Raw genomic sequence first — 25,240 nt, 5'->3', positions numbered from 1 at the left:
TGGTTGCGTCAACCGTCGGTCGAGATCGCCTCGACGCAGTGGTGGGGCACGCGCAGCTGACCATCCCCGCCCGGTACCGCCTCGATGTGGATGATCGGTGCGGCCGACTGCACCGAGCCGAAAATCGTGGCGAAGGCCACGTCGGCAGCGTCGCGGCCGGTGCCGAAGCGCACGAAGCCCATCGGGATCGCGGTGCCCGACGGGTCGAACATGTACCAGCGGTCGCCCAGGTACACCTCCACATACGCATGGAAGTCGGTCGGCCCGAGGGCCGGGTCGGCGCCGTAGTCGACGCCGGTCGCGAAACGTGCCGGGATGTTGATGGCGCGGCACAGCGCGATCATCAAGTGTGCGAAGTCGCGGCACACGCCGGTCTGCTCCAGCAGCGTGTCGAGGGCCGAGGTCTGCGAGTTCGAGGTGTTCGATGAAAACAGCGTGCGCTCCAGCACCCAGTCACGAATGCCCTGCACGCGGCTGTAACCCTGCCAGCGCTGGCCGAATTCGCGGGTGGCGAACTTGTGCAGGCGGTCCGACTGGCAGTAGCGGCTCGGGTAGATGTAGCCCAGCACGTGCGCCGGCACACGCGCTACCGGCACTTCGGGCACGTCGGCGGGCAGCGCGAAGTGTTGGTCGATGTCGACCGTGGTGTCGTAGCGCACGCTCAAGGGGCCGGGCAGTGCCGTCAGGCGCAGGTAGCGGTTGCCGGTGGCCGGGTCGGTTTCGAGCATCGAAGGCACGTTCTGGCTGATCGTGAGCGAGTCGTGCAGCACGCGCTGGCGCGCGGTGTGGGCGGCGTGGATGTTGAAGACGAAGTCGCAGCCCGGGTTGTAGACCTCGTAGTCGAGCTGGAGCGAAAGCTGGAGTCTGATCATGGCTGGCCACCGTGGTTGAACGGGTGGCGCGGTCGCGGCAGCCCGAGTCGTTTGTCGACCAGCATTCGCCGGAAACCCCGGGCGCCACACACGGTACCACTTGCGCCCCGGCCGATGTGAATGCGCGGCAAATTGCACGACGAGGCGCTTGCCGACCCGCGAGCGTCGCGTGCCGGCGACGAAAGCACCGTGTGTTGCCCTAGCCTGCGGCTCCCGAAACCGAAGTGGAAAGAAAGACATGAAGCGCGCCTTTGCTGCCAGTGCCGTCGTGTTCGCGTTGTCTGGCTGTGCCAGCATCTTCAATGGCCCCACCCAGGTGGTCACGATCCGCAGCGCGCCCGAAGGCGCAGGCGCCACCGTGACCAACCGGGCCGGCGAGAAGATCCACACCGGCAGCACGCCCGTGACACTCACACTCAAGCGCGGCGCCGGTTACTTCAGGTCCGAGACCTACACCGTGCTGCTGACCAAGGAAGGCTTCGCCGACAAGGAACTGACCATCGTCGGCACCGTCAGCGGCTGGTACATCGGCAACATCCTGATCGGTGGCCTGATCGGCATGCTCGCTGTCGACCCCGCCACCGGAGGCATGTACGCCTTCCCTGATTCGGTGAGCGGAACGCTCGAGCCCCTTCCAGCCAAGACCTCTTCTGCCGGGCAGACACTGACCATCGTGTCGACCGACAGCCTCACGCCCGAGCAGATGAAGGGCGCACGCTTGCTGGTGGCGGGCCGGTAAACGCAGCAGAGCCGGGCGTCCACGGGGCGCCCGTCGCCGCGTCACGCGGCCGACACGCCACGGCCACAGCGCCGTCATGGGAGGTGTGCACGATCCGAGCCTATGGACCGCGATCCCGCTTTCGTGAACGCCTGGGCTCGATCTGCCGCCGCGCAGGAGCGTGACGACGACGACATCGTCGTCGGCCACAAGCGCCGCTACCGCACGCTGTGGATTTCCGACCTGCACCTGGGCACGCCCGGTTGCCAGGCCGAAGCCCTGCTCGGTTTCCTGAAACACAACGAGTGCGACACGCTCTACCTCGTGGGCGACATCGTCGATGGCTGGCAACTGCGGCGCCAGTGGTACTGGCCGCAGGCCCACAACGACGTGGTGCAGAAGCTGCTGCGCAAGGCGCGCAAGGGCACGCGGGTGATCTTCATCCCCGGCAACCACGACGAGTTCGCGCGCCGTTATGTCGGCCACGACTTCGGCGGCATCGAGGTCGCCGAAGACTGGGTGCACGAAACCGCCGACGGCCGCCGGCTGTGGGTCACGCACGGCGACCTGTTCGACGGCGTGATCCAGTGCGCCAAGTGGCTGGCGCACGTGGGCGATTCTCTGTACGAGTTCACCCTGCGCCTGAACCGGCACCTGAACTCGCTGCGCGCGCGGATCGGGCTGCCGTACTGGTCGCTCTCGAAGTACCTGAAACTGAAGGTCAAGCGTGCGGTGAGCTACGTGGGCGACTTCGAGGCCGCGCTCGCCCGCGAGGCCCGCAAGCGTGGCGTGCAGGGTGTCGTGTGCGGCCACATCCACCACGCCGAACTGCGCCTGATCGACGGCATGCTCTACGCCAACGACGGCGACTGGGTCGAGAGCCTCACAGCACTGGCCGAGCATGCCGACGGCCGGCTCGAGATCATCGACGGCAGCATCCACGCGAGGGCGACGCGCAGCGCACCGCGTGCCCCGGCCGCGCAGGTCGGACTGGTCGGCGCTTGAAGATCGCGATCGTCACCGACGCCTGGCTGCCGCAGGTCAACGGCGTGGTGACCACGCTGGTCGAGCTGCGCCAGGGCCTGATCGCGCGCGGCCACGAGGTGGTGATGGTGGAACCCTCGGGCTTCCGGCGCTTCGCGTGCCCGGGCTACCGCGAGATCGAATTCGCCTGGCGGCCGGCGCGGCGGGTGGCGGCCTTGCTGAAGGCCGCCGACGCCGATGCGATCCACATCGCCACCGAAGGGCCGCTCGGCGGCGCGGCGCGCGCCTATTGCCAGCGCCACGGGCTGGCCTTCACGACGGCGTTCCACACCCGCTTTCCCGAGATCCTGGCGAAGGCGCTGCATGTTCCGGAACGCTGGGGCTACGCGTGGTTCAGGCGTTTTCATGCTGCTTCGTCGGGCGTGATGGTGCCGACCGCGGGCATGCTGGAAATCCTGCGCGGCCACGGTTTCAAGAACCTGCGGCCGTGGTCGCACGGTGTCGACCTCGACCTGTTCGAGCCGCTGGCCGGTGCCGAGATCGACCTGCCGCGCCCGGTCTTCCTGTACGTGGGCCGCATCTCGTACGAAAAGAACCTCGACGCCTTCCTGAAGCTCGACCTGCCGGGCTCGAAGCTGGTCTATGGCGTCGGCCCGCTGCTCGAACGCCTGCAGCGCGAACACCCCGAGGTGCATTGGCGCGGCGTCGTGCCACGCAGCGAACTGGTGCGGGTGTACAGCAGCGCCGACGTGTTCGTGTTCCCGAGCCGCAGCGAAACCTTCGGCCTCGTGATGCTCGAAGCCATGGCCTGCGGCACGCCGGTCGCCGCCTACCCGGTGGCCGGCCCGCTCGACGTGGTGGGCGGCTCCGCCGGCGGCGTGCTCGACGCCGACCTGCGCAGTGCCGCGCTGCGGGCGCTGGCGCTGCCGCGGGCCGGCGCGCGCGCCCGGGCGCTCGAATTCGACTGGAACGCCGTGTGCCGCCAGTTCCTTCAATTCCTCGTGCCGGCGCGGGGCCGGGCTTTGAGCCCTGTCACGAACCTGTCGCAAAAGCTTCATAAACTCGAACGATGAACGATGCCGCTGTTTCCACCGCGCTGGCGATGCCGGCGCTCCTGAACCGCGAGCGCTCGATCCTCGAGTTCAACCGGCGGGTGCTCGCGCAGGCGCGGCGCACCGACGTGCCCTTGCTCGAACGCCTGCGCTACGTGTGCATCGTGTCGTCGAACATGGACGAGTTCTTCGAGGTGCGCTTCGCCGACTACCTGGAAGCGGCGCGCCGCCCGGGTGCCGGTGTGTCGAAGCGAGACCTCGAATCGGTGGCCGCCGATGCGCACGCGCTGATCGACGACCAGTACGCCGTCTTCAACGACGACGTGGCGCCCAAGCTGAAGAGCGAAGGCATCGTGATCCTGAACCACGCCGACCGCGACGACGCGCAGCGCCGCTGGGTCGCCAGCTTCTTCGAGCGCGAGGTTCGGCCGCTGCTGGTGCCGGTGGGGCTCGATCCGTCGCACCCGTTTCCGCAGGTGGCGAACAAGTCGCTCAACTTCATCGTGCGCCTGGGTGGCAAAGACGCTTTCGGGCGCGCCAACGGCATCGCGATCGTGAAGGTGCCGCGCGTGCTGCCACGCGTGATCAAGTTGCCCGAACGGCTGAGCGCCGGTGGCCAGGCCTTCGTGCTGCTCACGAGCGTGATCCGCGCCCACCTGGGCGAGCTGTTCCCGGGCCGCGAGGTCGAGGCGTTCTCGCAATTCCGCATCACCCGCGATTCCGACCTCGATGTCGACGAAGACGATGTCGTCAACCTGCGCCAGGCGCTGCGTTCGGGGCTCACCACACGCCACTTCGGCCGCGCGATCCGGCTCGAAGTGGTCAACACCTGCCCGCCCGAACTGGCCGAATTCCTGCTCACGCAGTTCGGCTTGCCGCCGGCGGCGCTGTACCGCGTGAACGGCCCGGTGAACCTGGTGCGGCTGAACCAGCTGATCGACCAGGCCGATGCCCCGGCGCTGCGCTTCGCGCCCTACGAGCCGGCCTGGCCGCAGGCCTTGCCGCGCCAGCAGTCGATGTTCGACCGGCTGCGCGAAGGCGACGTGCTCCTGCACCAGCCTTTCGAGTCGTTCGAGCCGGTGGTGCAGTTCCTGCGCGAAGCGGTCTACGACCCCGACGTGCTGGCGATCAAGCAGACCATCTACCGCACCGGCAGCGAGTCGCCGCTGATGGACCTGCTGATCGAAGGCGCGCGCCGTGGCAAGGAAGTGATGGTCGTGGTGGAGCTGAAGGCGCGCTTCGACGAAGAGGCCAATATCAACTGGGCCGAGCGGCTCGAAGCGGTGGGCGTGCAGGTGGTCTACGGCATCGTCGGCCTGAAGACCCACGCCAAGCTGCTGCTGGTGACACGCCGCGAAGCCGGCAGGATGAAACGCTACGCCCACCTGTCGACCGGCAACTACAACCCGAAGACGGCGCGCCTCTACACCGACCTGGGTTACTTCACGGCCGAAAGCGACCTCACGTCGGATGCCGACGCCGTGTTCCAGCAGCTCGCGAGCCTGGGCCGCACCAAGCCGCTGCGCGCCTTGCTGCAGGCGCCGTTCACGCTGCACAAGCAGATGCTCGTGCACATTGCGAAGGTGAAGACGGCGGCTGAAGGCGGCTTGCCGGCACGCATCGTCGTGAAGGTCAACGCGCTGACCGACCCGCCGCTGATGCAGGCGCTGGTGCAGGCAGCGCAAGCCGGGGCCGACGTCGACCTGATCGTTCGTGGCGCGTGCATGCTGCCGCCGGGCATTCCCGGTGTGACCGAGCGCATCCGCGTGCGTTCGGTCGTCGGCCGCTTTCTCGAACACTCGCGCGTCGCCTACTTCCGCTTCGGTGCGCAGGAAGAAGACGAAGCGCTGTTCCTGTCGAGCGCCGACTGGATGAGCCGCAACATGTTCGGCCGCATCGAAGTGGCCTGGCCGGTGCGCGACGCAGCGCTGCGCCAGCGCGTGATCGACGAGTGCCTCGTGCCTTACCTGCACGACCGGCAAGACGCGTGGATGCTGCTGCCCGACGGCCAGTACGAGCGCATCGGCCACACCGGCCCGAGCGCGCAGCAGGCGCTGGCCGAGCGTTACGCCAGCCGCGCGTGATGGACCTGATCCTCTGGCGCCACGCCGAAGCTTCGGAGCTGCACGAGGGCCGCGAAGACATCGACCGTGCGCTCACCGCCAAGGGCGAGCGCCAGGCCCACCGCATGGCCGAGTGGCTGAACCAGCGCATCGCGCACTCGACACGCATTCTCGTGAGCCCGGCCGTGCGATGCCAGCAGACGGCCAAGGCCCTCGGCAAGAAGTTCAAGACCTTGCCCGAGCTCGCACCCGACGGCAACGGCGAAGCGCTGCTCAAGGCCGCACGCTGGCCCGACGCGAGCGAGCCGGTGTTGATCGTCGGCCACCAGCCGGTGCTCGGCCTGGTCGCGTCTTACCTGCTGACCGACACGCCGCAGCCGTGGACGATCAAGAAGGGCGCGGTGTGGTGGATCCGCGGCCGCAACCGCGAAGACACCGAGCAGGTGATCCTGCAGGCGGTGCAGGCGCCCGACCTGCTGTAGCCCGCAGGCGGCTCAGCGCCGCAGTTCGAGCTTCAGCGGCCCGTTGCGCTCCCACAGCGCCAGTTCTTCGTTCAGCAGGTGGCGGGTGCGCGGGTTGGCTTCGCTCCAGCCCGGCGAGAACTCGATCTGCGCGCTCGCGCCGTTGCGTCGCAGGCTCATGGCCTCGGCCACCACCTCGCCGCGCGCGTGGCACTTGATGACCCCGAGGCGCAGGCACAGCACCTGCCAGGCGAAGTCTTCGCGCGTCAGGCTCTCTTCGATCTTGCGCAGCCCGCCACGTTGCCCCAACACCAGTTCGCCGACGCGGCGCAGCTGGCTTTGCGAGAAGCCGGCTGCGTCCACATGCGAAAGCACGTAGGCGCTGTGGCGGTGGTGGTCGTGGTGCGAGACCATCATGCCGATCTCGTGCAGCGCGCAGGCCCAGAGCAGCTCGCGCCGCGCTTCGACCGTGGCGCGCGGCTGCACGCTCGCATACAGCGTTTCGGCCACGCGGCTCACGCGGGTGGCCTGGTGGGTGTCGACCATGAAACGGCGCTGCAGCTCGCGCACCGAAGCGTCGCGGATGTCGTGCCCGTCCTGCGGCAGCTCGGTGGCGTGAAGGCGTTCGTCCAGGTCGAAGATCACCCCCTGGCGCAGCGCGCCACGCGCCGGCATCAGCGCCTGGATGCCGAAGTGCGTGCACAGCGTGTAGAGGATCGACAAGCCCCCGGCGATCACGGCGCGGCGGTCGTCCTTCAACCCCGGCAGGGCGAGCTTCTCGACCTTGCCGGCGCGCAGGCACTGCTCCATCAACCAGCGCAGCGCGTCGGGTGTGATGCGGCCGTCGGTCACGCCGCTGGCGCCCAGCAGCTGCGACACGGCGCCCACGGTGCCCGACGAACCCAGCGCTTCCTGCCAGTGCACGGCGGCGAAGGGTTCGAGCGCTTCTTCGAGCTCGGCGCCAGCCGCCACTTGCGCCTGGCGGAAAGCTTCCTCGGTGAAGCGACCTTCGCCGAAGTACTTGAGCGACAGGCTCACGCTGCCGACCTGGAACGACTCGGCGCGCACCGGCTTGCGGCCCTGGCCGAGGATCATCTCGGTCGAACGCCCGCCGATGTCGACCACCAGGCGCGGCACGTTCGACGGCTGCAACCGCGCCACGCCGGCGTAGATCAGGCGCGCTTCTTCGCGCCCCGAGATCACCTCGATCGGAAAGCCCAGCTCGGCCTGCGCGCGCGCGAGAAACTGGTCGCGGTTGCGGGCCTCGCGCAGCGTCTGCGTGGCCACGGCACGCACCTGCGGCGCCACGAAACCTTTCAGCCGCTGGGCGAAGCGCGCCAGGCAGGCCAGGCCACGCATCGTGGCTTCTTCGGTCAGCAGGCCGTTCGTGTCGAGCCCGGCGCCCAGGCGCACCGTTTCCTTCAGGTAGTCGATGCGGCGGTAGCGGCCGTCGAGCAACTGGCCGATCTCGAGCCGGAAACTGTTCGAGCCCATGTCGATGGCGGCCAGCTGGCCGGGCCAGCGCGAAGCCGGTTCGGGGCTTGGAGACAGAGTGCGGTCCATGCGGCATTGTCAGTGCAAACAGCAGGGTCGACGGCGCGCGCGACGCCGCGCGGCGCCTCCTAGAATGCCGCTTCCATCGACCTCATCGCCCGGACCCACCCATGCCGTCAGACCACGACGAAAGCACGACCCGCGTGCCCGAACTCACCCGGCGCGCTTTCGTGCGCGCCACGGTCGGCAGCGGTTTCGCGGCGGCCGTGTTGCCGGTGACGGCGCAGACGATCAAGACCGACAGCACCGGCCTCACGGCGGGCGAGGTGAGCATCCCGGTCGGTGACTTCAGAATGCCGGCCTACCGCGCCATGCCGGCGGGCCGCAGCAACCTGCCGGTCGTGCTCGTGGTCTCCGAAGTGTTCGGCGTGCACGAGCACATCGCCGACGTGGCGCGGCGCTTCGCCAAGCTCGGTTTCCTGGCGATCGCGCCGGAGCTGTTCGAACGCCAGGGCGACGCGCAGTCTTACGGCGAGATCGCGAAGCTGATGAGCGAAGTGGTCAGCAAGGCTTCCGACGCGCAGGTGATGGGCGACCTCGACGCCTGCGCCGCATGGGCCAAGACCAACGGTGGCGACGCCTCGAAGCTCGGCATCACCGGCTTCTGCTGGGGCGGGCGCATCACCTGGCTCTACGCCGCGCACAACCCGGGCGTGAAGGCCGGCGTGGCCTGGTACGGCCGCCTCGTGGGCGCCCCGACACCGCTGCAGCCAAAACACCCGATCGATCTGGTGGCCGGCCTGAACGCGCCGGTGCTCGGCCTGTACGGCGGTGACGACCCCGGCATTCCGCCAGACAGCGTCGACGCGATGAAAGCGGCGCTCGCCAAGGGCAGCATGGCGGCGCAGAAGTCGCAGTTCGTCGTGTACCCCGGCGCACCGCATGCCTTCCACGCCGACTACCGGCCCAGCTACCGTCAGCAGCCGGCCGACGACGGCTGGAAGCGCTGCGTCGCGTGGTTCAAGGCGAATGGCGTCGCGTGACGCTCCTCTACATCCTCATCGCGACCTTCGTCGGCGGCCTGCTGTCGGTGCTGATCGCTGCCAGCCTCACGGCGAGCGTGCTCACACGGGTGGTGCAGCACCTGGTGAGCCTGTCGGCCGGTGTGCTGCTGGGCACGGCGCTGCTCGACGTGTTGCCCGAAGCCTTCGAGAGCAAGGCGAGCCCGCAGGCGCTGTTCGGCACGCTGCTGGCCGGGTTGTTGTTCTTCTTCCTGCTCGAAAAAGCCGAGCTCTACCGCCACAGCCACCACCACGAAGGTGACGATCACCACCACCACCACGGCTTTGACCACGAGCAGGCCGGGCGCGGCGGCTGGAGCGTGATCATGGGCGACAGCATCCACAACTTCTGCGATGGCATCATCATCGCCGCGGCGTTCCTGGCCGACACGCGGCTTGGCGTGGTCACGTCGCTCGCGATCATCGCGCACGAGATTCCGCAGGAGGTAGGCGACTACATCGTGCTGCTCAACGCCGGCTTTTCACGCCGCCGCGCGCTGTTCTACAACGCACTCTCGGGCATGGCCGCGGTACTCGGTGGCGTGGTCGGCTATTTCATCGTGGGCCCTTGGGAGGCGGCGTTCCCCTACCTGCTGGTCGTTGCCGCGAGCAGCTTCATCTACGTGGCTGTGGCCGACCTGATCCCGCAGCTGCAGCACCGCCTCACCTTGCGTGAAACGGCAGCGCAGCTCGCCTGGCTCGCCGCGGGTTTGCTGATCGTGCTGTTCGCGGTGCAACAGCTGCACGCGCACTGAATGCCGCGTGCGGCGCGCCGTTCTAGCGCACCACCAGCACCGGCACTTTCGAGTGCGTGAGCACCTTCTGCGTTTCACTGCCGAGCAGCAGCGCCGACACGCCACGGCGGCCGTGCGAGGCCATCACGAGCAGGTCGCATTCCATGCGATTGGCGTGGTCGATGATGGCTTCCCAAGGGTGCAGCGCTTCCACCGTGTGCGCGTGGCACACCAGGCCGGCGGCGGTGGCGAGTTCGACGACGTGCTGCACACGCTTGGCGGCAATGCGCTCCTGCGCGTCGAAGAATTCCTGCGGCGGCGTGGGCTGCATTTCAGAAATGGCGCTGTACGGGAATGGCTCTTTCACGCTGATGGTGTAGAGCTGCGCGTTCACCGATCGGGCGAGCGCGATGCTGGTCTCGACGGCCTTGCCGGTGATGTCGGAACCGTCGGTCGGAACGAGGATGCGCTTGAACATGGTCATCTCCTTGCGTTGCATGAACCGTAGAGACATCATGCTCCGCCCGTCGTTCCTTCGCGAGTGGTTTTGCAAGCCTTCTGTTGACGTAGGACAAGGACTTGGCGGGGGTCACTCAGCCGCGCGCGACCGGCCGTGACGGGTCGGACGACCACTCGCTCCACGAGCCGGCATAGAGCACCGAACCGCTCAGCCCGGCGTGTTCCATCGCCAGCAGGTTGTGGCAGGCCGTCACGCCCGAGCCGCACTGGTGCACCACCTCGGCGCCGGCCGACGCACCGAGCAACGGCGCGAATTCGGCGCGCAGTTGTTCGGCGGGCTTGAAGCGTCCGCTGGACGCGTCGAGGTTGTCCTTGAAGAAGCGGTTCGACGCGCCGGGAATGTGGCCGGCGGCCGCATCGAGCGGCTCCACCTCGCCCCGAAAACGCTCGCCGGCGCGTGCGTCGATCAGGCGGACGCGGCCCAGGCCCTTGGCGAGCGCATCGGCGTCGACCGTCGCAGCGAGCGGGGCGCGCTGCGGGTAGGGCGGGGCGGTGGCGGCAGCGCTGATGTCGGTGACGAGCGTACCCCCCGCGGCCACCCACGCGGCCACGCCACCGTCGAGCACGGCGGCGGCCGAATGGCCCATCCAGCGCAGCATCCACCACAGGCGTGCGGCGTACATGCCGCCCTGCCGGTCGAAGGCGATCACCTGCGTCTGCGGCGTGATGCCGCAGCGGCCGAGCGTGGCAGCGAACGCCTCGCGCGTGGGCAGCGGGTGGCGGCCATTGCGGCCGGTCTTGGGGCCGCTCAGGTCATGGTCGAGGTGCAGGTACAACGAGCCCGGCACGTGGCCTTCGCGCCAGGCGCGTTCGCCGGCGGCCACGTCGGCCAGGTCGAAGCCGGTGTCGATCAGCGCGACCGGCCGGCCCGAGCCGAGCAGGTTGCGCAGGCTGTCGGCAGAAACGAGGGTGGTGTGGTCGGTGGTCATCATGATTCCAGTGGGGCGCTCTTGGTGTCGATGGGGGTGGCGCGGCTGCGCAGCAAGGTGGCCGACAGGCCGGCGACCACGATCAGCAGCATGCCGAGCAGCGCCATCCAGGTCACGCGGTCGTCGAACAGCAAGACGCCGTAGGTGAACGAGAACGCGATGCCCAGGTATTGCAGGCTCGCGTTCACCAGTGTGCGCCCGTTGCTGTAGGCGCGTGTCATCAGGAATTGCGCCACGGTGGCGAGCGCGCCCACCGCGAACAGCAGGCCCGCGCCCTTCCAGGTGTGGGCGTGCAGGCCGCCGTTGAAGAACAGCGTGAGCAAGCCGGCGGCCACGCCGCCGAGCGAGAAGTAGAAAACGATCCGGTACTCGGGTTCGCCGGCCCGGCCGAGCGCGGTGACCTGCAGGTAGGCAGTGGCGGCGATCACGCCCGAGAGCAGGCCCATCAGGCCGTACCAGAGCTGCTGCTCGTCGATGGTGGGGCGCAACACCAGCGCCACGCCGGCGAAGCCGAGCAGCACGGTCGCAATGAGCCGGCCGTCGACGCGTGCGCTGCCGAGCACGACCGCACCGCCGACGAGGAACAGCGCCATCCACACCGACGACATGTAGTTCAGCGTCATCGCGGTGGCCAGCGGCAGCTTGCTGATCGCGTAGAACCACAGGCACAGCGAGATCACGCCCGACAGGCTGCGCCAGAAGTGCATCGAGGCCACGCCGGTGCGCAGCGTGCCGCCCTGCCAGCGCGCCAGCAGCAGCATCAGCACGGCGCCGGTCAGGCCGCGGTAGAAGACGATCTCGCCGGGTGGGTAGTCGACCGAAGCGAGCTTGACGCACACGCCCATGGTGGCGAACAGGAACGACGAGAGAACGATGAGCCAGGGAGAAGCCATGCCGGGATTCTGCCCGGCGTTTTCTAGCCGGCCTCGCTGCGCCCGAAGCGTGCTGCCGAACGCGCCTTCGCGCGCGCGGCCTCGATCTCGCGGTCGCGCGGTTCCGCGGTCGTGACGAGCGACGCGATCAGCGTGCGCGCCGAAGCCGCCACCTCGTCCACCGCGTGTTCGAACGCTTCGGCGTTGGCCCGAGAGGGCACGCTGAAGCCACTGAGCTTGCGCACGAACTGCAGCGACGCGTCGCGTATCTCAAGCTCGCTGGCGGGCGGCTCGAAGTTGAACAAGGTCTTGATGTTCCTGCACATGGTGGCTGCTTCCGTGGAATGGCGGCCGGCGCCGGCCGAAGCCGTTCACTGCTTCTTCTTGGCCGCACCCTGGGCCTCGGCCCACAGCGCCTGGCACTGGTGTTCGATCGGGCTCGACGCGGCCGGTGCCGCGCCCTGCGCGTTGCGCTTCTGCACCGCGGCCTGCTCGCTGCGGTAGGCCGCCGTCTTGCGTGCCGCAGCGAGTTCGGCGCGAGCCTGGGTGTCGGCCTTCACTTTCCACAGGCTCAGGTAGGCCTGGTCACGCTGCCCCTTCATCGCAGGGTTCTTTGTTTCGCACACGGTGTAGCCGTGGTCGAAGCGGGCCAGCGCTTTCGGGTCGACCGTCATGGCCTGCGCCACGGAAGCGGCCAGGGTGAGCAGGAACAGCAGCGTGGCGTGGCGTTTCATCGTGCGGCCCGTGTCGAAGAGGGCCTCGATCTTACGGGCTGCGTTCCCGCCCGACGAAGCATGAAGTGTTTGACGATGCCGGGGCCGAAGCCTTCAACGCTCACCACGCTCTCGTAGCCGAGCGAGCGGTACAACGAAGGCGCCTGGAAACTGAAGGTCTCCAGGTAGAACGTGTGGCAGCCGCGGGCCGCGGCACGCGCTTCGAATGCCCTGACGAGGTCGGCCCCGATGCCCTGACGGCGATGCGCCGCATCGACCCACAGCTGCTGCAGTTCGCAGCAGGCGCCCCAGGTGCGCCCCACCGCGCCACCGACCACGGTGCCGCCGGGCAGGCGCGCAAAACAAGAGAGCGGCACCACCTCGTGCAGCGGCGCGGCGGCCGCGTTCGCCGCGCCAAGCCCGGCGTCGACGAGCGCGGCTTCTTCGTCGGGCACGTGGTCGTGCGTGGTGAAGACAAGTTTCATCTCGAGTCCCTGCGGCATTGGGTCTGCTTCTCGAACCAGTAGGCGATGTTGCCCGCGACCACGATGGTGCCCGAGATCACGGCCGACGCCGCCGAGACCACGCCTGCCCCCACGACCAGCGCCACGCAGCCCTGGTTGGCGCACTGCTGGATCGCCGCGACCTGCACCACGTCGAGCACCATGTGGTTGGAGACGACCTGGCATTCCGGGTCGAAGACCTGGGTGGTGCGCGGCAGCACCATGCAGGCCTGCAACAGCAAGAGCAGGCCCGCCACGAGCAGGCGGCGGCCGTGCGCCGTCATCGTGCGGCCTGCCCGGCGCTCAGGCGCGCACGCCGCCAGGCCGGGCGAAGTCGACCTCGGCCGCCGTGGCCGTGCCGTTGGCGCGGCCGGGGTAAGCGAGCCAGGTCATCGCGATGTTGAGTTCCTCGATCACCGCGGCCGCTTCGATGCGTTGCCCGTCGTCGAGCTCCATCGTGCCGGTGGTGTGCGCGTCTTTCACGAGCGTGAGGTCGTAACCGCGTTCCAGCGCGCCATAGGCCGTGGCACGGATGCACCAGTTGCTCGCCGCCCCGGCCAGTGTGATGTGGGTGGCGCCCAGCCGGGCCAGATCGGCTTCGAGCGTGGTCTGCTCGAACGACGAGTTGAAATGTTTGTGCACCCGCACCTCGCCTGCGGCCGGCACCAGTTCGGGCACCCACTGCCATTCGGCGCTGCCGTGGACGAGCTGGTCGTCGGAGTGCTGCACCCAGACCACCGGCACGCCCTGAGCGCGGGCGCGTTCGACCGCGAGCGCCACGTTGCCGACGACGCGCGGTGCTTCCCAGGCCTCGCGCACCACGCCGACCTGCACGTCGACGACCAGCAGCACACCTCGATTGCCGTCACGTACCGTGGCCATGGGTTTCGCTTTCGAATGAAAGGGTTGCGGAACAGGTTCAGGCGCCAGGGGCCACCTGAAGGACTGCGTTCTTCCGGGCCGGCGGGCCCTTGAGTTCGACGACGTTGTCTTCCGGGTCGCTGAGGTAGATCGACGGGCCTTCGCCTTCGGCACCAAAGCGTGATTCGAGCGGCCCGGCGGCCACGCCGTGCGCCGCCAGATGCTGCCTGATCTGTGCTTCGTCGAAAGGCTCGACGCGCAGGCAGAAGTGGTCGAGGTTGCGCGCTTCGCGCCCCGGCGCCGCACCGCCGGCACGGCCCAGCGGGCCGTCGACCGGCACCAGGTCGATCATCGTGCGGCCGGCGCGCAATTGCACCAGGCCGATCTCGTCTTGCCGGCGCTCGACGTGGCAGCCGAGCACGCCGCCGTAGAACGCCAGCATCGGGCCGAGCTCGCGCACGCGCAGCACCAGGTGGTCGAGCCCGACGATGCCGAACGCGGGTGTCGCAGCAGGTTCTGGTGATGCCAAGCGCTGTCTCCGGGAAACGATGCGAAACGATAGCGCAAACGCCGTGGCGTCTTCAGCGCCGCGCGTGGTCGGTGTCAGGGCAGCTGTTCGCGCAATTGCAGCACGTTGCCTTCCGGGTCGTGCCCGTCGCAGGCGCGAAAGCCTCGTGCTTCCCATTCGCGATCCGGCGGATTCAGCTCGCCGCCGAGCGTGGCGGCTCGCGCCCGCGCGTCGGCGATGCTGGCGACGAAGAAGTACAGCTTGATCGGCGTTTCGCTGCGCCGCTCGGGCGGCACGGCGATCGTGAAGGTGTCTGCGATGGCTTTCGGGATCGCGTGGATCACCAGTTCGCAGTGGGCCGACGTGAGCACCACGTGGTCGCTTTCGCTGTGCGTTGCCGTCAGGCCCAGCAGCTTCTCGTAGAAGGTGGCGACACGGTGCAGGTCCTTGGCGAAGATCACGGCACCGGCTCTGGCGGGATTCGTCATGCGGTCTCCGGGTGGGTTGGCGGGTGATTCGATCAGCGTGCGCCTCAGCGCGCGAGCGACTGGCTGATGGAGAACAGGTTGCCGGCGATGTGCATGACGATCGGCACCCAGAGCGAGCCGCACAGGTGTCGGGCCGCGCCCAGCACCAGCCCATCGACGAAGATGAGCATCAGCAGCAGGGGCGCGTATTGCACATGCAGGGCCGACCAGGCCGCGGCGCACACCACGATCGCGCCCCGCACGCCGAGCCGGGTGCGCCGCAGCCATGACAGTGCGAAGCCGCGGAACGCGAGCTCTTCGGCGAAGGGGCCGAGCACGCCGATCGCCAAGATGCGCAGCGACACGATGAGTGCCGAGTGGTCGGCCCAGGGTTTGGGGCGAGCGCCGTCGACCGAGGCCGACAGCCATTCTTCGGCGGCGATGAGCGCTACCCACAGCACGAAGAACACCAGCGTGGCCAGTGGCCTGGGCCGCGCGAAGCCCAGGTCGCTGCTGAACGAGACCTTCCTGCGCCGTGCGGCGAACAGCATCGCCGCGATCCCGATGGCGGGGAGGGCGGCCTTGCTCAAGGTCGACAGGAGCGGGTCGGCCATGTGGCTGGTCAGCCTTCGGGCCGGTGGCACACGGCCTCGACGTTGTGCCCGTCGGGCCCGATCACGAACGCGCCGTAGTAGTTCGGGTGGTAGTGCGGGCGCAAGCCGGGCGCGCCGTTGTCGGTGCCGCCGGCCGCGAGTGCGGCGCGGTGGAAGTCATGCACCTGCTGGCGGTTCTCGGCCGTGAACGCGATGTGCAAGGGCGCGGGCCGGTCGCTGGTCTGGAACAGCCAGAGGGCCGGCTTGCCTTTCGGCCCGAGGCCCAGGCCGTGCTCGCCTTCCATCACGATGCCCACGCCGAGCGGCTGCAGCGCCTGCAGGAAGAAGGCCTTGCTGGCGGCGTAGTCGGTCACACCCAGACCCAGGTGATCGAACATGTTGTCTCCTCTTGTGGGGGTCACTCCGGCCGGTCGCGCTCGACGAGCGCGAGGTACTCGACGAGTGTGCCACCGGCCAGCGGCTTGAACATCACCCGCAAGGTGTTCGTTTGCCGGCCGATCGCGACGCCGTGGCGGGTGCGGGTCTCGACGAAACCCATGCTCTGCCAGAAGCGCTCGGCCCGCTCGTTGCCTTGCACCACCCCGAGCCGGAACCATGCTGCACCGGCGGCCCGGGCCCAGGCTTCCAGCGCGCCATAAAGCGCCCGGGCTTCACCGCGCCCCTGGTGCGCACTGGCCAGCATGAACAGGCCGATGTGCCAGACGCGCGGCGCCAGCAGGTCGCTCACGAGATGGGCCATCGCGACCAGGCTTGTGCCGTCGTCGACAAAACCAAGCAGCCATCTTTTCGTGAACGGCCAGCCCGCGGGCAGTTCTTCGTGGATCTCGTCATGGGCCGCTCGTGGCCCCGCAGGCTCACCCTGCACGGCGATGAAGTAGGCCGGGTTGGCTTCGAAGAAACGCTGCAGCGCCGGCTCGTCGGCCGGCCCGAGCTCGACCGTGCGAAGCCCGGTGATCGGTGAGCGGGGCAGGGCGTTGAACGGCATGCCGGCGTGTCAGCTGCCCTTGCGCGCGTAGCTCACGGTGAGCATTTCCCACTGGTGGCCGTCGGGCTCGTTCCAGTAGACCATGTTGCCGCCGTAGTCGGTGCTGATCTTCATGTCGACCGGCCCGCGCACGCTGCTGCGGTAGTCGATGCCGGCGGCGCGGATGCGCTCGAGGATGCTGTCGAACCGGGCCTGGTCGACACGAAAGCAGAAGTGGTAGATCGGGAAGGGTTCGGCGGTCTCGACGAAGTCGAGCGTCAGGCCGTCGTTCACGAACACCGGCGAGAACGGGCCGGCGCCGCTCTCTGCCCACGGCACGCCGAGCAGTTCGGCCAGCAGCTTGGCCGACGCCAGCTTGTGGTGTGAAGGCACGAGCGTGTGGTCGAGTTCGATCGGCATGCGGTGGCTCCGTTGGTTCAGGGGCGCAGGATCGACGAAAGCGCCGCCGCCATCATCGCCACGCCCGACGCAGAGAGCAAGCACAGGATCAGCTGTCGAAACGCGGCGGGGCTCAGGCCCACGTACACCTTGGCGCCCAGCATCGACGGCAGGATCAGCGCCGGCGCCACGATGGCGAACTTGGGCCACATCTCGGCCCGCACCGCGCCCGACAGCAGCAGCGCCACCATGGTGGCGCTGAGCGCGGCGAGGTTGAAGTTCTGCAGCACGGCGCGGTGCGCGTCCTTGTCGTAGCCGCGCAGCGTGCACCACAGCGCCGGCACCACGCCGGTGAAGCCGCCGATGCCGCCCATCACGCCGCCGACCGCGCCCGCGGCGGCGTCGCCGAGCCGCCCGCCGCGTGTGAGCGGTGGCATGCGCGGCGCCAGCAGCATGGCCGGGCAGCACACGAGCAGCATCGTGCCCAGCGCGAGCTTGAAGTGCGTGGGGTTCAGGTGCGGCAAGGCGAGCACGCCGATCGGCACGCCCACCACACCGCCGGCCAGGAACGGCAGCAGCAGCTTCAGGTGCAGGCCGCGCCGCACCGTGGCGGCCGACAACAGTTGCCCGGTGAGGCCGCCGAACACCGACATCACCGCCGCGAGTTGCGGCTCGACGCCCCAGACCCAGAACGACATGGCCACCATGCCGAACGCGAAGCCCGACATGCCCTGCACGAAGCCGGCGACGACGGCGCCGAGCGCCAGCAGCGTGATCTCGGCGCTCACCGGGCGAACGTGAAGACGGTCACCGCCGCTGGCCCAGCGCCAGGATCGAGATGCCCGACGCGATGAAGGTGGCGCCGGCGCCGCGGTTGAGCCAGCGCGTGGCGCGCGGCCGCTGCGCCAGCCAGCCCGAGAGCCGGGCCGCATGACAGCCCAGCACCGAGAAGATCAGCGCCGTGAGCAGCGCGAAGATCGCGCCGTACACCAGCATCTGCGTGCTGACCGAGCCGCGCGAGGCGCTCACGAACTGCGGAATGAAGGCGAGCACGAACAGCCCGGGCTTGGGGTTGAGCACGTTCGACAGCAGGCCCGTGGCGAACACCCGCCACGGGCTCTGGCGTGCCGTGGGCGTGAACGAGACGAGCGAGTGCGACATCAGCGCCATGACGCCCAGCCAGATCAGGTAGGCCGCGCCCACCAGCTTGACGACCCAGAAGGCGGCCGGCGATGCCTGGATCACGAACGTCAGCCCGAGCGCAGCGGCCAGCGTGTGCACCATGATGCCCAGGCCCGCGCCGGCCGACGACAGGATCGCGGCGGCGCGGCCCTGGCTCAGGCCACGGCTGATCGCCAGGATGTTGTCGGGCCCGGGTGCGATGACCACGAGCAAAGTGGCGGCGAGGTAGGCAGTGAGGGTGTCGGTCGGAAACATGGCACCACTGTAGCGGGCTCGGCCCGCTGCCCGTTCGCCGGCTGGCAGCGCAGGTTCTTGCCGATGCCCGGCTGCTCAGGTGCGCTTGACTTCGATGGTGGCCTTCACGGTCAGCGGCACGCCCTTGCGCAGCGACGCCACGCCGACCACCGAGCGCGCGTGAACGCCGCCGGCCGGGCCGAAGACCTCGACCAGCAGGTCTGAGGCGCCGTCGAGCACCCGGGCGTGGTCTTCGAAAGCCGGCACGCTGTTCAGCGAACCGTGCAGCTCGACGATGCGCGCGACGCGGTCGAGCGAGCCCAGCTCGCGGCGCACGACCGCCAGCAGGTCGAGGCAGGCCGAGCGCGCGAGCCTGTACCCGTCTTCGGCCGAATACTCCTGGCCGAGCCGGCCCTTCGGCAGCTGGCCGTCGACGGGCAGCGGCGCCTTGCCCGACAGGAAGAGCAAATCACCCGACTGCACCGCCGCCGCGTAGTTGCCGGCCGGTGCGCTGGCGACGGGCAGTTGGAGCCCCAGGGCCTGGATGCGCTTTTCTGCACTCATGTCGATGTCCCCGTTCGTTGGTCTGGGCAGCGTGATGCCCACCGACGCCGCCGCCGCCCGAACCTGCTCGGGCCAGTTGATCGTGCCCGGCTCGTGGCCGCTGGCCATGCCCATCAGCCAGGCCGTCTCAGAGCCCACGTTGCGAAAGCCTCTGGAAACACCGGGCGGCACGCTGACCGTGTCCCAGGGTTCCAGAGTCAGCTGGCGTTGCCCCAGCGGCCCCCAGAACACTTCCCAGCGCCCGGTGAGCGCGACGAAGACTTCCTGTGTCAGGTGGTTGTGCAGCGGCGCGGCCTTGCCGGGCTCGCACTGCACCAGGCTCATGTGAAAGCCCTCGGCCGCGAGCGGTGCACCCGGGCGGTGGCCGAGCACACGCAGCGTGGTGCGTTCGCAGCCCGGCATGCCCGAGTCCACGTAGTCGTCGGTCGGCTGCAGGTGGCGAAAGCGCGCGACCCGCGCTTCCATCTCTTCGACCGTCGGGTTCGCTTCGGTGATGGGTGCGGTCTGTGTCATGGTCTTCGGCGGCAACAGCGTTGTGCGGGCTTCGAGATCGTCGACGAGCGTGGCGGGCCGGCACCCGCTTCGGGCAAACTCGCCGCATGAAACCTTCACTCGGCCTCGGCCTCGCGGCATTCTGTCTGTTCATGGCCGGCTGCGCCAGCAGTGGCGACTGCAACGCGCCTTACGCCGGCTCGCCGCAGTTCAAGGGCTGCCTGTTCGCGAACCCGCCCAACCCGCTCACACCGCCCGGCGCCGGCACCTGGACGATCTGGTCGCGCTTCTTCTTCAGCACCAAGGTCGGCACCGTGCCGGTCGACCCGATCCCGGTGCAGCCACTCACCACCGCCCAGCTCGACGCGCTCGATGCGCAGGCCAACCACCTGGTGCGGCTCGGGCACTCTTCGCACCTGCTCAAGCTGCGCGGCAAGTACTGGCTGATCGACCCGGTGTTCGGCGAACGCGTGTCGCCGCTCAGCTTCGTCGGCCCGAAGCGCTTTCATGCACCGCCGCTCACGCTGCAGCAACTGCCGCCGATCGAAGGGCTCATCCTTTCGCACGACCACTACGACCACCTCGATGTGCCGACCATCGAATACCTGGCGCAGCGTGTTCAACGCTACTTCGTGCCGCTGGGCGTGAAAGCCCGGCTGGTCGAGATGGGCGTGCCGCCCGAACGTGTGCAGGAATTCGACTGGTGGCAGGCCACCACGCACGCCGACGTGCAACTCACCGCCACGCCGGCACAGCACTTCTCGGGCCGCAGCCTGACCGACCGCAACCGCACGCTGTGGGCTTCGTGGGTGCTCCAGAGCGGCGGGCAGCGCATCTACTACAGCGGCGACTCGGGCTACTTCGGCGGCTTCAGGCAGATCGGCGATCGCTTCGGCGGCTTCGACCTGGCGCTGATGGAAAACGGTGCCTACGACGCGTATTGGCCTGCGGTGCACATGACGCCGGAAGAAAGCGTCCAGGCCTTCCAGGACCTGCGCGGCAAGGTGCTGTATTCGGTGCACAACAGCACCTTCGATCTCGCGTTCCACACCTGGCAAGACCCGCTCGAACGCCTGGCCGATCTGGCGGCGGCGAAGAACATCGAACTCGCCACGCCCGAGATCGGCGAGGTGCTGACCGTGGGCCAGCCGCGCGTCAACAAACTCTGGTGGCAAGGCCTGAAGTAGAGTGGCTCACTGGCCGGCCGGCGGTTGCCACAGTTCCACCTTGTTGCCTTCGGGATCGATGACCCACGCGAACTTTCCGTAGTCGGAGTCGTCGGTCTTGTCGAGCACGTTGCAGCCTTCTTCGCGCAAGACCTTGACCAGCGCGTGCAGGTCTTCGACCCGATAGTTGATCATGAACGGGGCTGCACTCGGCGCAAAGGTCTCGGCCTGCGCCGGGCCGATCGACCAGATCGTGCTGCCTGCCACCGGCTTGCCGTCGGCGTCGGCCCAGCTGAAAGCCGTGCCGCCCCAGGCCTGCACGTCGATGCCGAGGTGGCGCTTGTACCAGGCCTGCAGCGCAGGCGCGTCCTGGGCCTTGAAGAAGATGCCGCCGATGCCGGTCACGCGTTTCATGGGGACTCCTTGGGCAGTGGGTTCATGTTGTCTTGACAAGGGTCGGGTCGGGCGCTGGTGCGGCCATGTTCACAGGACCTTCGCGCCCATCTCGACCAGCAGCGCTCTCAGCGTGGAACGATGGCACCGATCTTCATGCTCACAGTAACAGCCGATCGAAAAGTCGTTGTGCTGCGACAGCGCCGCCAGCAGGCCGAGTGCGTGCTTCGCTTCCGGTTTCGACATCTCTGCCTTGTACTTGCGCATGAAGACCGCCCACTCGGCGGACGTGGTGGCCGCTTGCCCAAGCTGCATGGTCTCGACGCTCGGCGCGAGCGTCGGAAACCACACGTCGTACCAGTTGCGGGAACCGAACTCGGCCTTCGGCACGCCGCGCGGCGGGCGGCGCACTGTGCCGATGCGCGTGCCTTCGCCTTCGAGTCTGGCGCTGCCCAGCCTCACGACACGAATCACCATGGGCTGGCTCAGCCGTGGCGCGGGCCGGCGTGCGACACGGCGTGCCGTGTCTCGCACGCCGCCAGCGATGCGTTCAGCGCCGGCACGTCAGTGCGCATTCCTGGCAGCCCAGAGCACAAAGAGAACAGCGCCCGTCGCGCCCTGCAACCACAGCGCGAGCCGGGTTGCCCTGGCCAGCGGCGCACCGAGCGACGACAGCGAAGCCAGAACCAGGCCGAGACCCAGGCTCGGAAGAAAGAGCACGACCCACGCGAACCACGCGATGCCCACACCCGAGCATCCGAAGCCTTCGCAGCGGATGCGAAAGATGGCCGCGGCGCCGAACAGCAGTGCGCCCACGGCAGCGATGTAAGCGATGGCGAAGGCCTTGCCCATGCGATCAGCCTAGCACGAGAAGACCTGCCCGATCTTGCCCGCCACCGGCTCGCAGCCACCGGGCCGCATGCTCAGCGAAGCTCCTTGCGGACCACCAGCTTCAAGCCCGACCAGACGTCGGTGACGGCGCAGACCTTCACGTCGACCCACCCCAACGGAAGCGCCAGTTCGCGAACCGTGTCTTCGGTGACGGTGCTCGGCACCCCGGACGACTTCTTGGGCCACGAGACCCACAGCGCTGCGTCGGCCGCCAGCTTCTGGCGCAGCGCGCTCAGCAGGCTTTCGAGCGCTTCCCTGCGGGTGACGAAGGCGTGCGCAAGGGCCACCTTCGCATCGGCCCGGCCAACGAACCGCACGCCCGGCGGCAGCGGGGCCAACCAGCTCTGGTAAGCCACGGGCGCATCGACGAGCAGCACACGATGATCCGCCTGGATGCCGAGCTTTCTGACCAGCGGCGTGGCGGAATAACCCGCGCTGCTCGAAGTCGTCATGCCGAACCTGGCCCGCTGCTTCGCGCTAGCGGGAACACCATTGCCGCTCGCACGGGACCCCGTTCCCGTCGCCGTCCATCGTGACGCCGGGGCAGTTGGCGAGGAAGTATCTGGCTTCTGCGCACGAGCGCATCTGGCCGCAGGTCTTTCTTCCGTCGCATGAAAAGCCGGCAGCGGCTGCAGGCGCAGCGGGCGCGGCCTTCTCGATCGGCGCGGCCCTTTCGGCCGGTGCCGAAGCCGCGGCCTCGCGCTTCTTGCGGGATTCGGCGTTCAATTCCTGCACCGTGGGCGTCTTGCGGGGTTGGTCCGATGCGCAAGGCCCCTGCTGGTAGGTGACCGTGCCGTTCACGGTGCACTTGTGCAGCGGCGCAGCCGACGCGGAAGCCGCCACCACCAGGCCCGCTGCGGCGGCCAACATGAACATGCGGAGCGACATGATTTCCACCTGATCCGGTTGAAGAGAGAGGGGTGGAACGCACGACGCTCGTGCCCGGCCCCACGAAGCAGATCATGACCCAAGCGGCATCGACGGCCAAGCCGGTGCCGTGCTTCAATCGGCGCTGAAGCCGAGGAAACCACCATGAGAAGCACGACCGTTGCTGTCCTTTTGCTGTCCACCGCGCTGGCCGGTGGCGCCATGGCCCAGGGCGCCGACGCCCGCAAGACCAAAGATCAGCTCACCGGTGACGCCAAAGGCAGCGCCGCGGCCAACCCGCAGTGCAGGCTCTTCAGCCCGGCCGAGATCGGTGCCTACCTGGGCAAGGCGGTCGGTGCCGGGCAGAACGCAGCGGGCGGCGCCGGCTGCAGCTGGACCGACAAGGACGCCGACGTCCAGGCGCTCTTGACCGCTGTGGGGCCGAGCCAGTTCACCGAGCCTTCACTGGTGAAAGGTTTCAAGCGGCTGCAGGGCATCGGCAAGAAGGCCTGGGTGGCGCCCGACTCCGGGTGGAGCGCGGGGGCGCTGCTCGACGACGCCGCCGTTCTGGTCAACCTGGACGGCCAGCAGGCGAACGAGGCGGCGGTGATCTCTTTCTTGCAAGAAGCGGTCAAGCGGCGAAAGAAGTGAGGGTTGACGCGGCCGCGCCTGCGCTGCTGCTCAGCCCAGATACTTCCAAGTGTCGGCGCCGTCGAGCAAGCGGATCTTGACGGCACCCAACGCTTCGGGCTCGAAGTTGCGCGCGTTCACGCCGGCCCAGGTGTTCGCGCCGACGGTGTACTTCTTCCACTGCATGACACAGCCGCAGCGCTTGCAGCGAATGAAGCGTTGCGTCTTTCGGCCCCAGTCGTATTCGTCGGTGGCGCCGGCTTCGGCGACGAGCCGCACCTCGGAGTCTTTGTAGTAGGCCCAGAGAACGCCGTAGCGCCTGCACATCGAACAGTTGCAGTTGGTCAGGCTTCTTGGCTTGCGAGGCACCTCGACGCGAACCTGGCCGCAATGACAAGTGGCAGTGAGCATGGCAAGGTGCTCCAACTCTCGAAAGGGCGTGATCGCGCGACGGGTCAGGTGCCCGGCACGGCGTGACGACGCCCGGTCTCTGCCACCGAAGCGGAGACCAGCGTTTCCAGAACCCGGGTGTCGATGTCGGCGAGGCGCTTGAAGTACAGGCAGGCCTTGCCCATCTTGTGCTTGCCTAGCCGGGCCAGCAACGCCTGTTGTTCCGGGCTTTCGGCGACGAGGTAGACGACCAGGTCTTTGCCGCGCACGGCAAAGCCGGTGAGGCACGACTCGCCCGTGCGGCCGCTCTCGTACCGGTAGCTGTAACTCCCGTAGCCCACGATGCTGGGCCCCCACATCTTCGGAGCCTGCTTCGTGACGCGGGCGAGCAAGCCCATCAGGGCTTGGCAGTCGGCCAGTTGCTCCGGGCTGGCCCGCGAGGCGAGATACGCTTCGACGCTCGCCGAAGTGGGTTGGGTCTTGGCTTCAACCATGAACGGCCTGGGCTACGTGATGCGGGCGGGGCTGGCTCGAAGGCAGGCTCAGGCACCAGCTTCGGCATAGGCGCGAATGTCGGGAATGAGCACGGCCAGCAGGCGGCGCACCAGCTTCACCTTGCCCTCGGATGCGTTCGTCGTCCACTTGTCGCCGGTCGACGCGCCTTCGTCAGACACCGCGAAATAGTCCTTCGTGAACGGTGCGGCGCCACCCGTGATGACCATGCGAAGCGACATGGCGAAGGAGTTGTGGGCCCCGCGCACCACGCTCTTGTATTCCAGCCGGATCAGCACGTCGGAAGCCGTGCCTGGGGACTGCATGGCCACGCTGCGGAAGACCCGGAGCCTGTCGAGTTCGGATCGGAGCTGCGCCGCAAATTCCGCCTGATGCCCTTTGTTGAACTGGTGCGTATCGCCTTCCGAGACCAGCAGCGGAACGAACACGACGCCCGCCGGAACCATCAACTGGTTGCTGCCCTTGACCACGTCGATCTCGTTGTGAGCGACCGAAGCCGCCTTGTCCAGCGTTCGCCCCGGCGTGCCGGGGTACTGGACGGTGTGGAACGGAATCTGTGAGACGCATCCGGAGAGCACCCATGCCGACAGAAACAGTGCGGGCAGTTTCATGGCGAGAGCGGGCCTGCAAATGTTATGCATGCGGTGCGGCCGTTCAGTGGAACCAGAGGGCGATGTGTGTTGGCCTGCGCAGTCACTTGGGCCGGTGCAGCGCACAGAGCTTGTTGCCGTCCGGGTCGCGCACATAGGCCAGGTGCATGGCGCCCATCTTGCCTTCGCGCAGCCCCGGCGGGTCTTCGATCGAGGTGCCGCCGTGCGCGACGGCCACGTCGTGGAAGCTTCGCACCTGCTCGGGCGAACTGCACTTGAAACCGATGGTGCCGCCATTGGCGCCAGTGGCCGATTCGCCGTCGAGCGGCTCGCTGATGCAGAACGAACTGCCTTCGTGCCGATAGAACAGGCGGGTCTGCCCCGTGGCGTTCTGATTGCGCAGCGGCTCACCGGCGCCCAGAACACCGAGCACCGCGTCGTAGAAGCGCTTCGAGCGATCGATGTCATTCGAGCCGACCATCACGTGACTGAACATTCCTGGGTCTCCTGTCTTCGGGTTGAAGCGGGCCGCGGGCGGCC

The 25,240-nt window shown here is 68.3% G+C and carries 37 protein-coding genes; 9 read left to right on the top strand and 28 right to left on the bottom strand.

All coding sequences use genetic code 11. The features are described 5' to 3' along the window. Nucleotides 1-8: 8 nt before the first annotated feature. On the bottom strand, nucleotides 9-872 hold the full coding sequence (locus AC30PD_RS22200) for a transglutaminase-like domain-containing protein (protein WP_489537877.1): 864 nt from the start codon (nucleotides 870-872) through the stop codon (nucleotides 9-11). Between the two features lie 238 nt (nucleotides 873-1,110). On the opposite strand from AC30PD_RS22200, the gene AC30PD_RS22195 reads away from it, so the two are divergent. The 5 genes from AC30PD_RS22195 to sixA all read left to right on the top strand — a co-directional run bounded on the left by AC30PD_RS22195 (nucleotide 1,111) and on the right by sixA (nucleotide 6,171). Further along, nucleotides 1,111-1,611: a peptidase associated/transthyretin-like domain-containing protein gene (locus AC30PD_RS22195; protein WP_489537876.1), complete on the top strand. Its 501-nt coding sequence runs from the start codon at nucleotides 1,111-1,113 to the stop codon at nucleotides 1,609-1,611. Between the two features lie 102 nt (nucleotides 1,612-1,713). Next, on the top strand, nucleotides 1,714-2,595 hold the full coding sequence (locus AC30PD_RS22190) for a UDP-2,3-diacylglucosamine diphosphatase (protein WP_489537875.1): 882 nt from the start codon (nucleotides 1,714-1,716) through the stop codon (nucleotides 2,593-2,595). Continuing rightward, nucleotides 2,592-3,647 (top strand): glycosyltransferase family 4 protein, encoded by a 1,056-nt coding sequence (locus tag AC30PD_RS22185; RefSeq protein ID WP_489537874.1) that lies wholly within the window; start codon nucleotides 2,592-2,594, stop codon nucleotides 3,645-3,647. The genes AC30PD_RS22190 and AC30PD_RS22185 overlap by 4 nt, the downstream gene beginning before the upstream one ends. Beyond that, entirely contained in the window at nucleotides 3,644-5,710 is a 2,067-nt protein-coding gene (ppk1, locus tag AC30PD_RS22180; RefSeq protein WP_489537873.1) for a polyphosphate kinase 1, read from the top strand. The genes AC30PD_RS22185 and ppk1 overlap by 4 nt, the downstream gene beginning before the upstream one ends. Beyond that, nucleotides 5,710-6,171, top strand: coding sequence for a phosphohistidine phosphatase SixA (gene sixA, locus AC30PD_RS22175; RefSeq protein WP_489537872.1), 462 nt, complete (start codon nucleotides 5,710-5,712; stop codon nucleotides 6,169-6,171). The genes ppk1 and sixA overlap by 1 nt, the downstream gene beginning before the upstream one ends. A 12-nt stretch (nucleotides 6,172-6,183) precedes the next feature. On the opposite strand, the gene ppx is transcribed toward sixA, so the two are convergent. Then, entirely contained in the window at nucleotides 6,184-7,713 is a 1,530-nt protein-coding gene (gene ppx / locus AC30PD_RS22170) for an exopolyphosphatase (RefSeq protein ID WP_489537871.1), read from the bottom strand. 101 nt (nucleotides 7,714-7,814) lie between these two features. On the opposite strand from ppx, the gene AC30PD_RS22165 reads away from it, so the two are divergent. Beyond that, the gene (locus AC30PD_RS22165) at nucleotides 7,815-8,687 is read left to right on the top strand and encodes a dienelactone hydrolase family protein (protein ID WP_489537870.1); all 873 of its coding nucleotides are present in this window, start codon (nucleotides 7,815-7,817) and stop codon (nucleotides 8,685-8,687) included. Next, nucleotides 8,684-9,460 carry a ZIP family metal transporter gene (locus AC30PD_RS22160; protein ID WP_489537869.1) on the top strand — a complete coding sequence of 259 codons (777 nt, stop codon included), beginning with the start codon at nucleotides 8,684-8,686 and terminating at the stop codon, nucleotides 9,458-9,460. The genes AC30PD_RS22165 and AC30PD_RS22160 overlap by 4 nt, the downstream gene beginning before the upstream one ends. A 22-nt stretch (nucleotides 9,461-9,482) precedes the next feature. Here the strand turns inward: AC30PD_RS22160 and AC30PD_RS22155 are convergent, their stop codons facing one another. The 17 genes from AC30PD_RS22155 to AC30PD_RS22075 all read right to left on the bottom strand — a co-directional run bounded on the left by AC30PD_RS22155 (nucleotide 9,483) and on the right by AC30PD_RS22075 (nucleotide 19,281). Beyond that, nucleotides 9,483-9,917, bottom strand: a complete 435-nt coding sequence (locus tag AC30PD_RS22155) for a universal stress protein (RefSeq protein ID WP_489537868.1) — start codon at nucleotides 9,915-9,917, stop codon at nucleotides 9,483-9,485. 115 nt (nucleotides 9,918-10,032) lie between these two features. Further along, nucleotides 10,033-10,890: a sulfurtransferase gene (locus tag AC30PD_RS22150; protein ID WP_489537867.1), complete on the bottom strand. Its 858-nt coding sequence runs from the start codon at nucleotides 10,888-10,890 to the stop codon at nucleotides 10,033-10,035. Further along, on the bottom strand, nucleotides 10,887-11,780 hold the full coding sequence (locus tag AC30PD_RS22145) for a DMT family transporter (RefSeq protein WP_489537866.1): 894 nt from the start codon (nucleotides 11,778-11,780) through the stop codon (nucleotides 10,887-10,889). Before AC30PD_RS22145 ends, AC30PD_RS22150 begins: the two co-directional genes overlap by 4 nt. Before the next feature lie 23 nt (nucleotides 11,781-11,803). Further along, nucleotides 11,804-12,085 carry a DUF2277 domain-containing protein gene (locus AC30PD_RS22140; RefSeq protein WP_489537865.1) on the bottom strand — a complete coding sequence of 94 codons (282 nt, stop codon included), beginning with the start codon at nucleotides 12,083-12,085 and terminating at the stop codon, nucleotides 11,804-11,806. Nucleotides 12,086-12,130: 45 nt separating this feature from the next. Next, the gene (locus tag AC30PD_RS22135; protein ID WP_489537864.1) at nucleotides 12,131-12,493 is read right to left on the bottom strand and encodes a hypothetical protein; all 363 of its coding nucleotides are present in this window, start codon (nucleotides 12,491-12,493) and stop codon (nucleotides 12,131-12,133) included. After that, nucleotides 12,490-12,957: a GNAT family N-acetyltransferase gene (locus AC30PD_RS22130; RefSeq protein WP_489537863.1), complete on the bottom strand. Its 468-nt coding sequence runs from the start codon at nucleotides 12,955-12,957 to the stop codon at nucleotides 12,490-12,492. Before AC30PD_RS22130 ends, AC30PD_RS22135 begins: the two co-directional genes overlap by 4 nt. Next, nucleotides 12,954-13,259, bottom strand: a complete 306-nt coding sequence (locus tag AC30PD_RS22125) for a hypothetical protein (protein ID WP_489537862.1) — start codon at nucleotides 13,257-13,259, stop codon at nucleotides 12,954-12,956. Before AC30PD_RS22125 ends, AC30PD_RS22130 begins: the two co-directional genes overlap by 4 nt. Before the next feature lie 19 nt (nucleotides 13,260-13,278). After that, nucleotides 13,279-13,857: a cysteine hydrolase family protein gene (locus tag AC30PD_RS22120; RefSeq protein ID WP_489537861.1), complete on the bottom strand. Its 579-nt coding sequence runs from the start codon at nucleotides 13,855-13,857 to the stop codon at nucleotides 13,279-13,281. 37 nt (nucleotides 13,858-13,894) lie between these two features. After that, complete coding sequence (locus tag AC30PD_RS22115) at nucleotides 13,895-14,365, bottom strand: VOC family protein (protein WP_489537860.1); 471 nt, start codon at nucleotides 14,363-14,365, stop codon at nucleotides 13,895-13,897. Nucleotides 14,366-14,439: 74 nt separating this feature from the next. Next, nucleotides 14,440-14,832, bottom strand: a complete 393-nt coding sequence (locus AC30PD_RS22110; protein WP_489537859.1) for a VOC family protein — start codon at nucleotides 14,830-14,832, stop codon at nucleotides 14,440-14,442. A 44-nt stretch (nucleotides 14,833-14,876) separates the two neighbouring features. After that, nucleotides 14,877-15,425, bottom strand: a complete 549-nt coding sequence (locus tag AC30PD_RS22105; RefSeq protein ID WP_489537858.1) for a CPBP family intramembrane glutamic endopeptidase — start codon at nucleotides 15,423-15,425, stop codon at nucleotides 14,877-14,879. 8 nt (nucleotides 15,426-15,433) lie between these two features. Then, on the bottom strand, nucleotides 15,434-15,802 hold the full coding sequence (locus tag AC30PD_RS22100; RefSeq protein WP_489537857.1) for a VOC family protein: 369 nt from the start codon (nucleotides 15,800-15,802) through the stop codon (nucleotides 15,434-15,436). Between the two features lie 20 nt (nucleotides 15,803-15,822). Continuing rightward, a complete protein-coding gene (locus tag AC30PD_RS22095) occupies nucleotides 15,823-16,410 on the bottom strand; it encodes a GNAT family N-acetyltransferase (protein ID WP_489537856.1) in 588 nt (195 codons plus the stop codon). A gap of 9 nt (nucleotides 16,411-16,419) precedes the next feature. After that, nucleotides 16,420-16,809: a VOC family protein gene (locus tag AC30PD_RS22090; RefSeq protein WP_489537855.1), complete on the bottom strand. Its 390-nt coding sequence runs from the start codon at nucleotides 16,807-16,809 to the stop codon at nucleotides 16,420-16,422. Nucleotides 16,810-16,826: 17 nt separating this feature from the next. Next, a complete protein-coding gene (locus AC30PD_RS22085; protein WP_489537854.1) occupies nucleotides 16,827-17,576 on the bottom strand; it encodes a sulfite exporter TauE/SafE family protein in 750 nt (249 codons plus the stop codon). A gap of 19 nt (nucleotides 17,577-17,595) precedes the next feature. After that, a complete protein-coding gene (locus AC30PD_RS22080; protein WP_489537853.1) occupies nucleotides 17,596-18,225 on the bottom strand; it encodes a LysE family translocator in 630 nt (209 codons plus the stop codon). 75 nt (nucleotides 18,226-18,300) lie between these two features. After that, nucleotides 18,301-19,281 carry an Atu1372/SO_1960 family protein gene (locus tag AC30PD_RS22075; protein ID WP_489537852.1) on the bottom strand — a complete coding sequence of 327 codons (981 nt, stop codon included), beginning with the start codon at nucleotides 19,279-19,281 and terminating at the stop codon, nucleotides 18,301-18,303. An 86-nt stretch (nucleotides 19,282-19,367) separates the two neighbouring features. Between AC30PD_RS22075 and AC30PD_RS22070 the strand changes: the two genes are divergently transcribed. Then, nucleotides 19,368-20,447, top strand: coding sequence for an MBL fold metallo-hydrolase (locus tag AC30PD_RS22070; protein ID WP_489537851.1), 1,080 nt, complete (start codon nucleotides 19,368-19,370; stop codon nucleotides 20,445-20,447). Between the two features lie 6 nt (nucleotides 20,448-20,453). Here AC30PD_RS22070 and AC30PD_RS22065 read toward each other — a convergent pair whose 3' ends face one another. The 5 genes from AC30PD_RS22065 to AC30PD_RS22045 all read right to left on the bottom strand — a co-directional run bounded on the left by AC30PD_RS22065 (nucleotide 20,454) and on the right by AC30PD_RS22045 (nucleotide 22,598). Beyond that, on the bottom strand, nucleotides 20,454-20,840 hold the full coding sequence (locus AC30PD_RS22065) for a VOC family protein (protein WP_489537850.1): 387 nt from the start codon (nucleotides 20,838-20,840) through the stop codon (nucleotides 20,454-20,456). A 69-nt stretch (nucleotides 20,841-20,909) separates the two neighbouring features. Then, entirely contained in the window at nucleotides 20,910-21,296 is a 387-nt protein-coding gene (locus tag AC30PD_RS22060; RefSeq protein WP_489537849.1) for a DUF488 domain-containing protein, read from the bottom strand. Between the two features lie 87 nt (nucleotides 21,297-21,383). Next, nucleotides 21,384-21,635: a hypothetical protein gene (locus tag AC30PD_RS22055; RefSeq protein WP_489537848.1), complete on the bottom strand. Its 252-nt coding sequence runs from the start codon at nucleotides 21,633-21,635 to the stop codon at nucleotides 21,384-21,386. 107 nt (nucleotides 21,636-21,742) lie between these two features. Next, nucleotides 21,743-22,162, bottom strand: a complete 420-nt coding sequence (locus tag AC30PD_RS22050) for a DUF3052 domain-containing protein (protein WP_489537847.1) — start codon at nucleotides 22,160-22,162, stop codon at nucleotides 21,743-21,745. 25 nt (nucleotides 22,163-22,187) lie between these two features. Next, entirely contained in the window at nucleotides 22,188-22,598 is a 411-nt protein-coding gene (locus AC30PD_RS22045; protein WP_489537846.1) for an excalibur calcium-binding domain-containing protein, read from the bottom strand. A 144-nt stretch (nucleotides 22,599-22,742) separates the two neighbouring features. On the opposite strand from AC30PD_RS22045, the gene AC30PD_RS22040 reads away from it, so the two are divergent. Next, complete coding sequence (locus AC30PD_RS22040) at nucleotides 22,743-23,228, top strand: hypothetical protein (RefSeq protein WP_489537845.1); 486 nt, start codon at nucleotides 22,743-22,745, stop codon at nucleotides 23,226-23,228. A gap of 30 nt (nucleotides 23,229-23,258) precedes the next feature. Here the strand turns inward: AC30PD_RS22040 and AC30PD_RS22035 are convergent, their stop codons facing one another. The 4 genes from AC30PD_RS22035 to AC30PD_RS22020 all read right to left on the bottom strand — a co-directional run bounded on the left by AC30PD_RS22035 (nucleotide 23,259) and on the right by AC30PD_RS22020 (nucleotide 25,196). After that, nucleotides 23,259-23,618: a GFA family protein gene (locus tag AC30PD_RS22035; protein ID WP_489537844.1), complete on the bottom strand. Its 360-nt coding sequence runs from the start codon at nucleotides 23,616-23,618 to the stop codon at nucleotides 23,259-23,261. Nucleotides 23,619-23,662: 44 nt separating this feature from the next. Beyond that, a complete protein-coding gene (locus AC30PD_RS22030) occupies nucleotides 23,663-24,091 on the bottom strand; it encodes a DUF1801 domain-containing protein (RefSeq protein ID WP_489537843.1) in 429 nt (142 codons plus the stop codon). A 48-nt stretch (nucleotides 24,092-24,139) separates the two neighbouring features. Further along, on the bottom strand, nucleotides 24,140-24,721 hold the full coding sequence (locus tag AC30PD_RS22025) for a hypothetical protein (protein ID WP_489537842.1): 582 nt from the start codon (nucleotides 24,719-24,721) through the stop codon (nucleotides 24,140-24,142). Nucleotides 24,722-24,803: 82 nt separating this feature from the next. After that, nucleotides 24,804-25,196: a VOC family protein gene (locus tag AC30PD_RS22020; protein WP_489537841.1), complete on the bottom strand. Its 393-nt coding sequence runs from the start codon at nucleotides 25,194-25,196 to the stop codon at nucleotides 24,804-24,806. Nucleotides 25,197-25,240 lie beyond the last annotated feature (44 nt).

Source organism: Rhizobacter sp., from assembly GCF_032229685.1.
In the GTDB taxonomy this organism is placed as follows: Bacteria; Pseudomonadota; Gammaproteobacteria; order Burkholderiales; family Burkholderiaceae_C; genus LMDS01.
The sequence above is the reverse complement of the archived record's forward strand: the minus strand, read 5'-3'. Positions and strand labels throughout refer to the sequence as shown.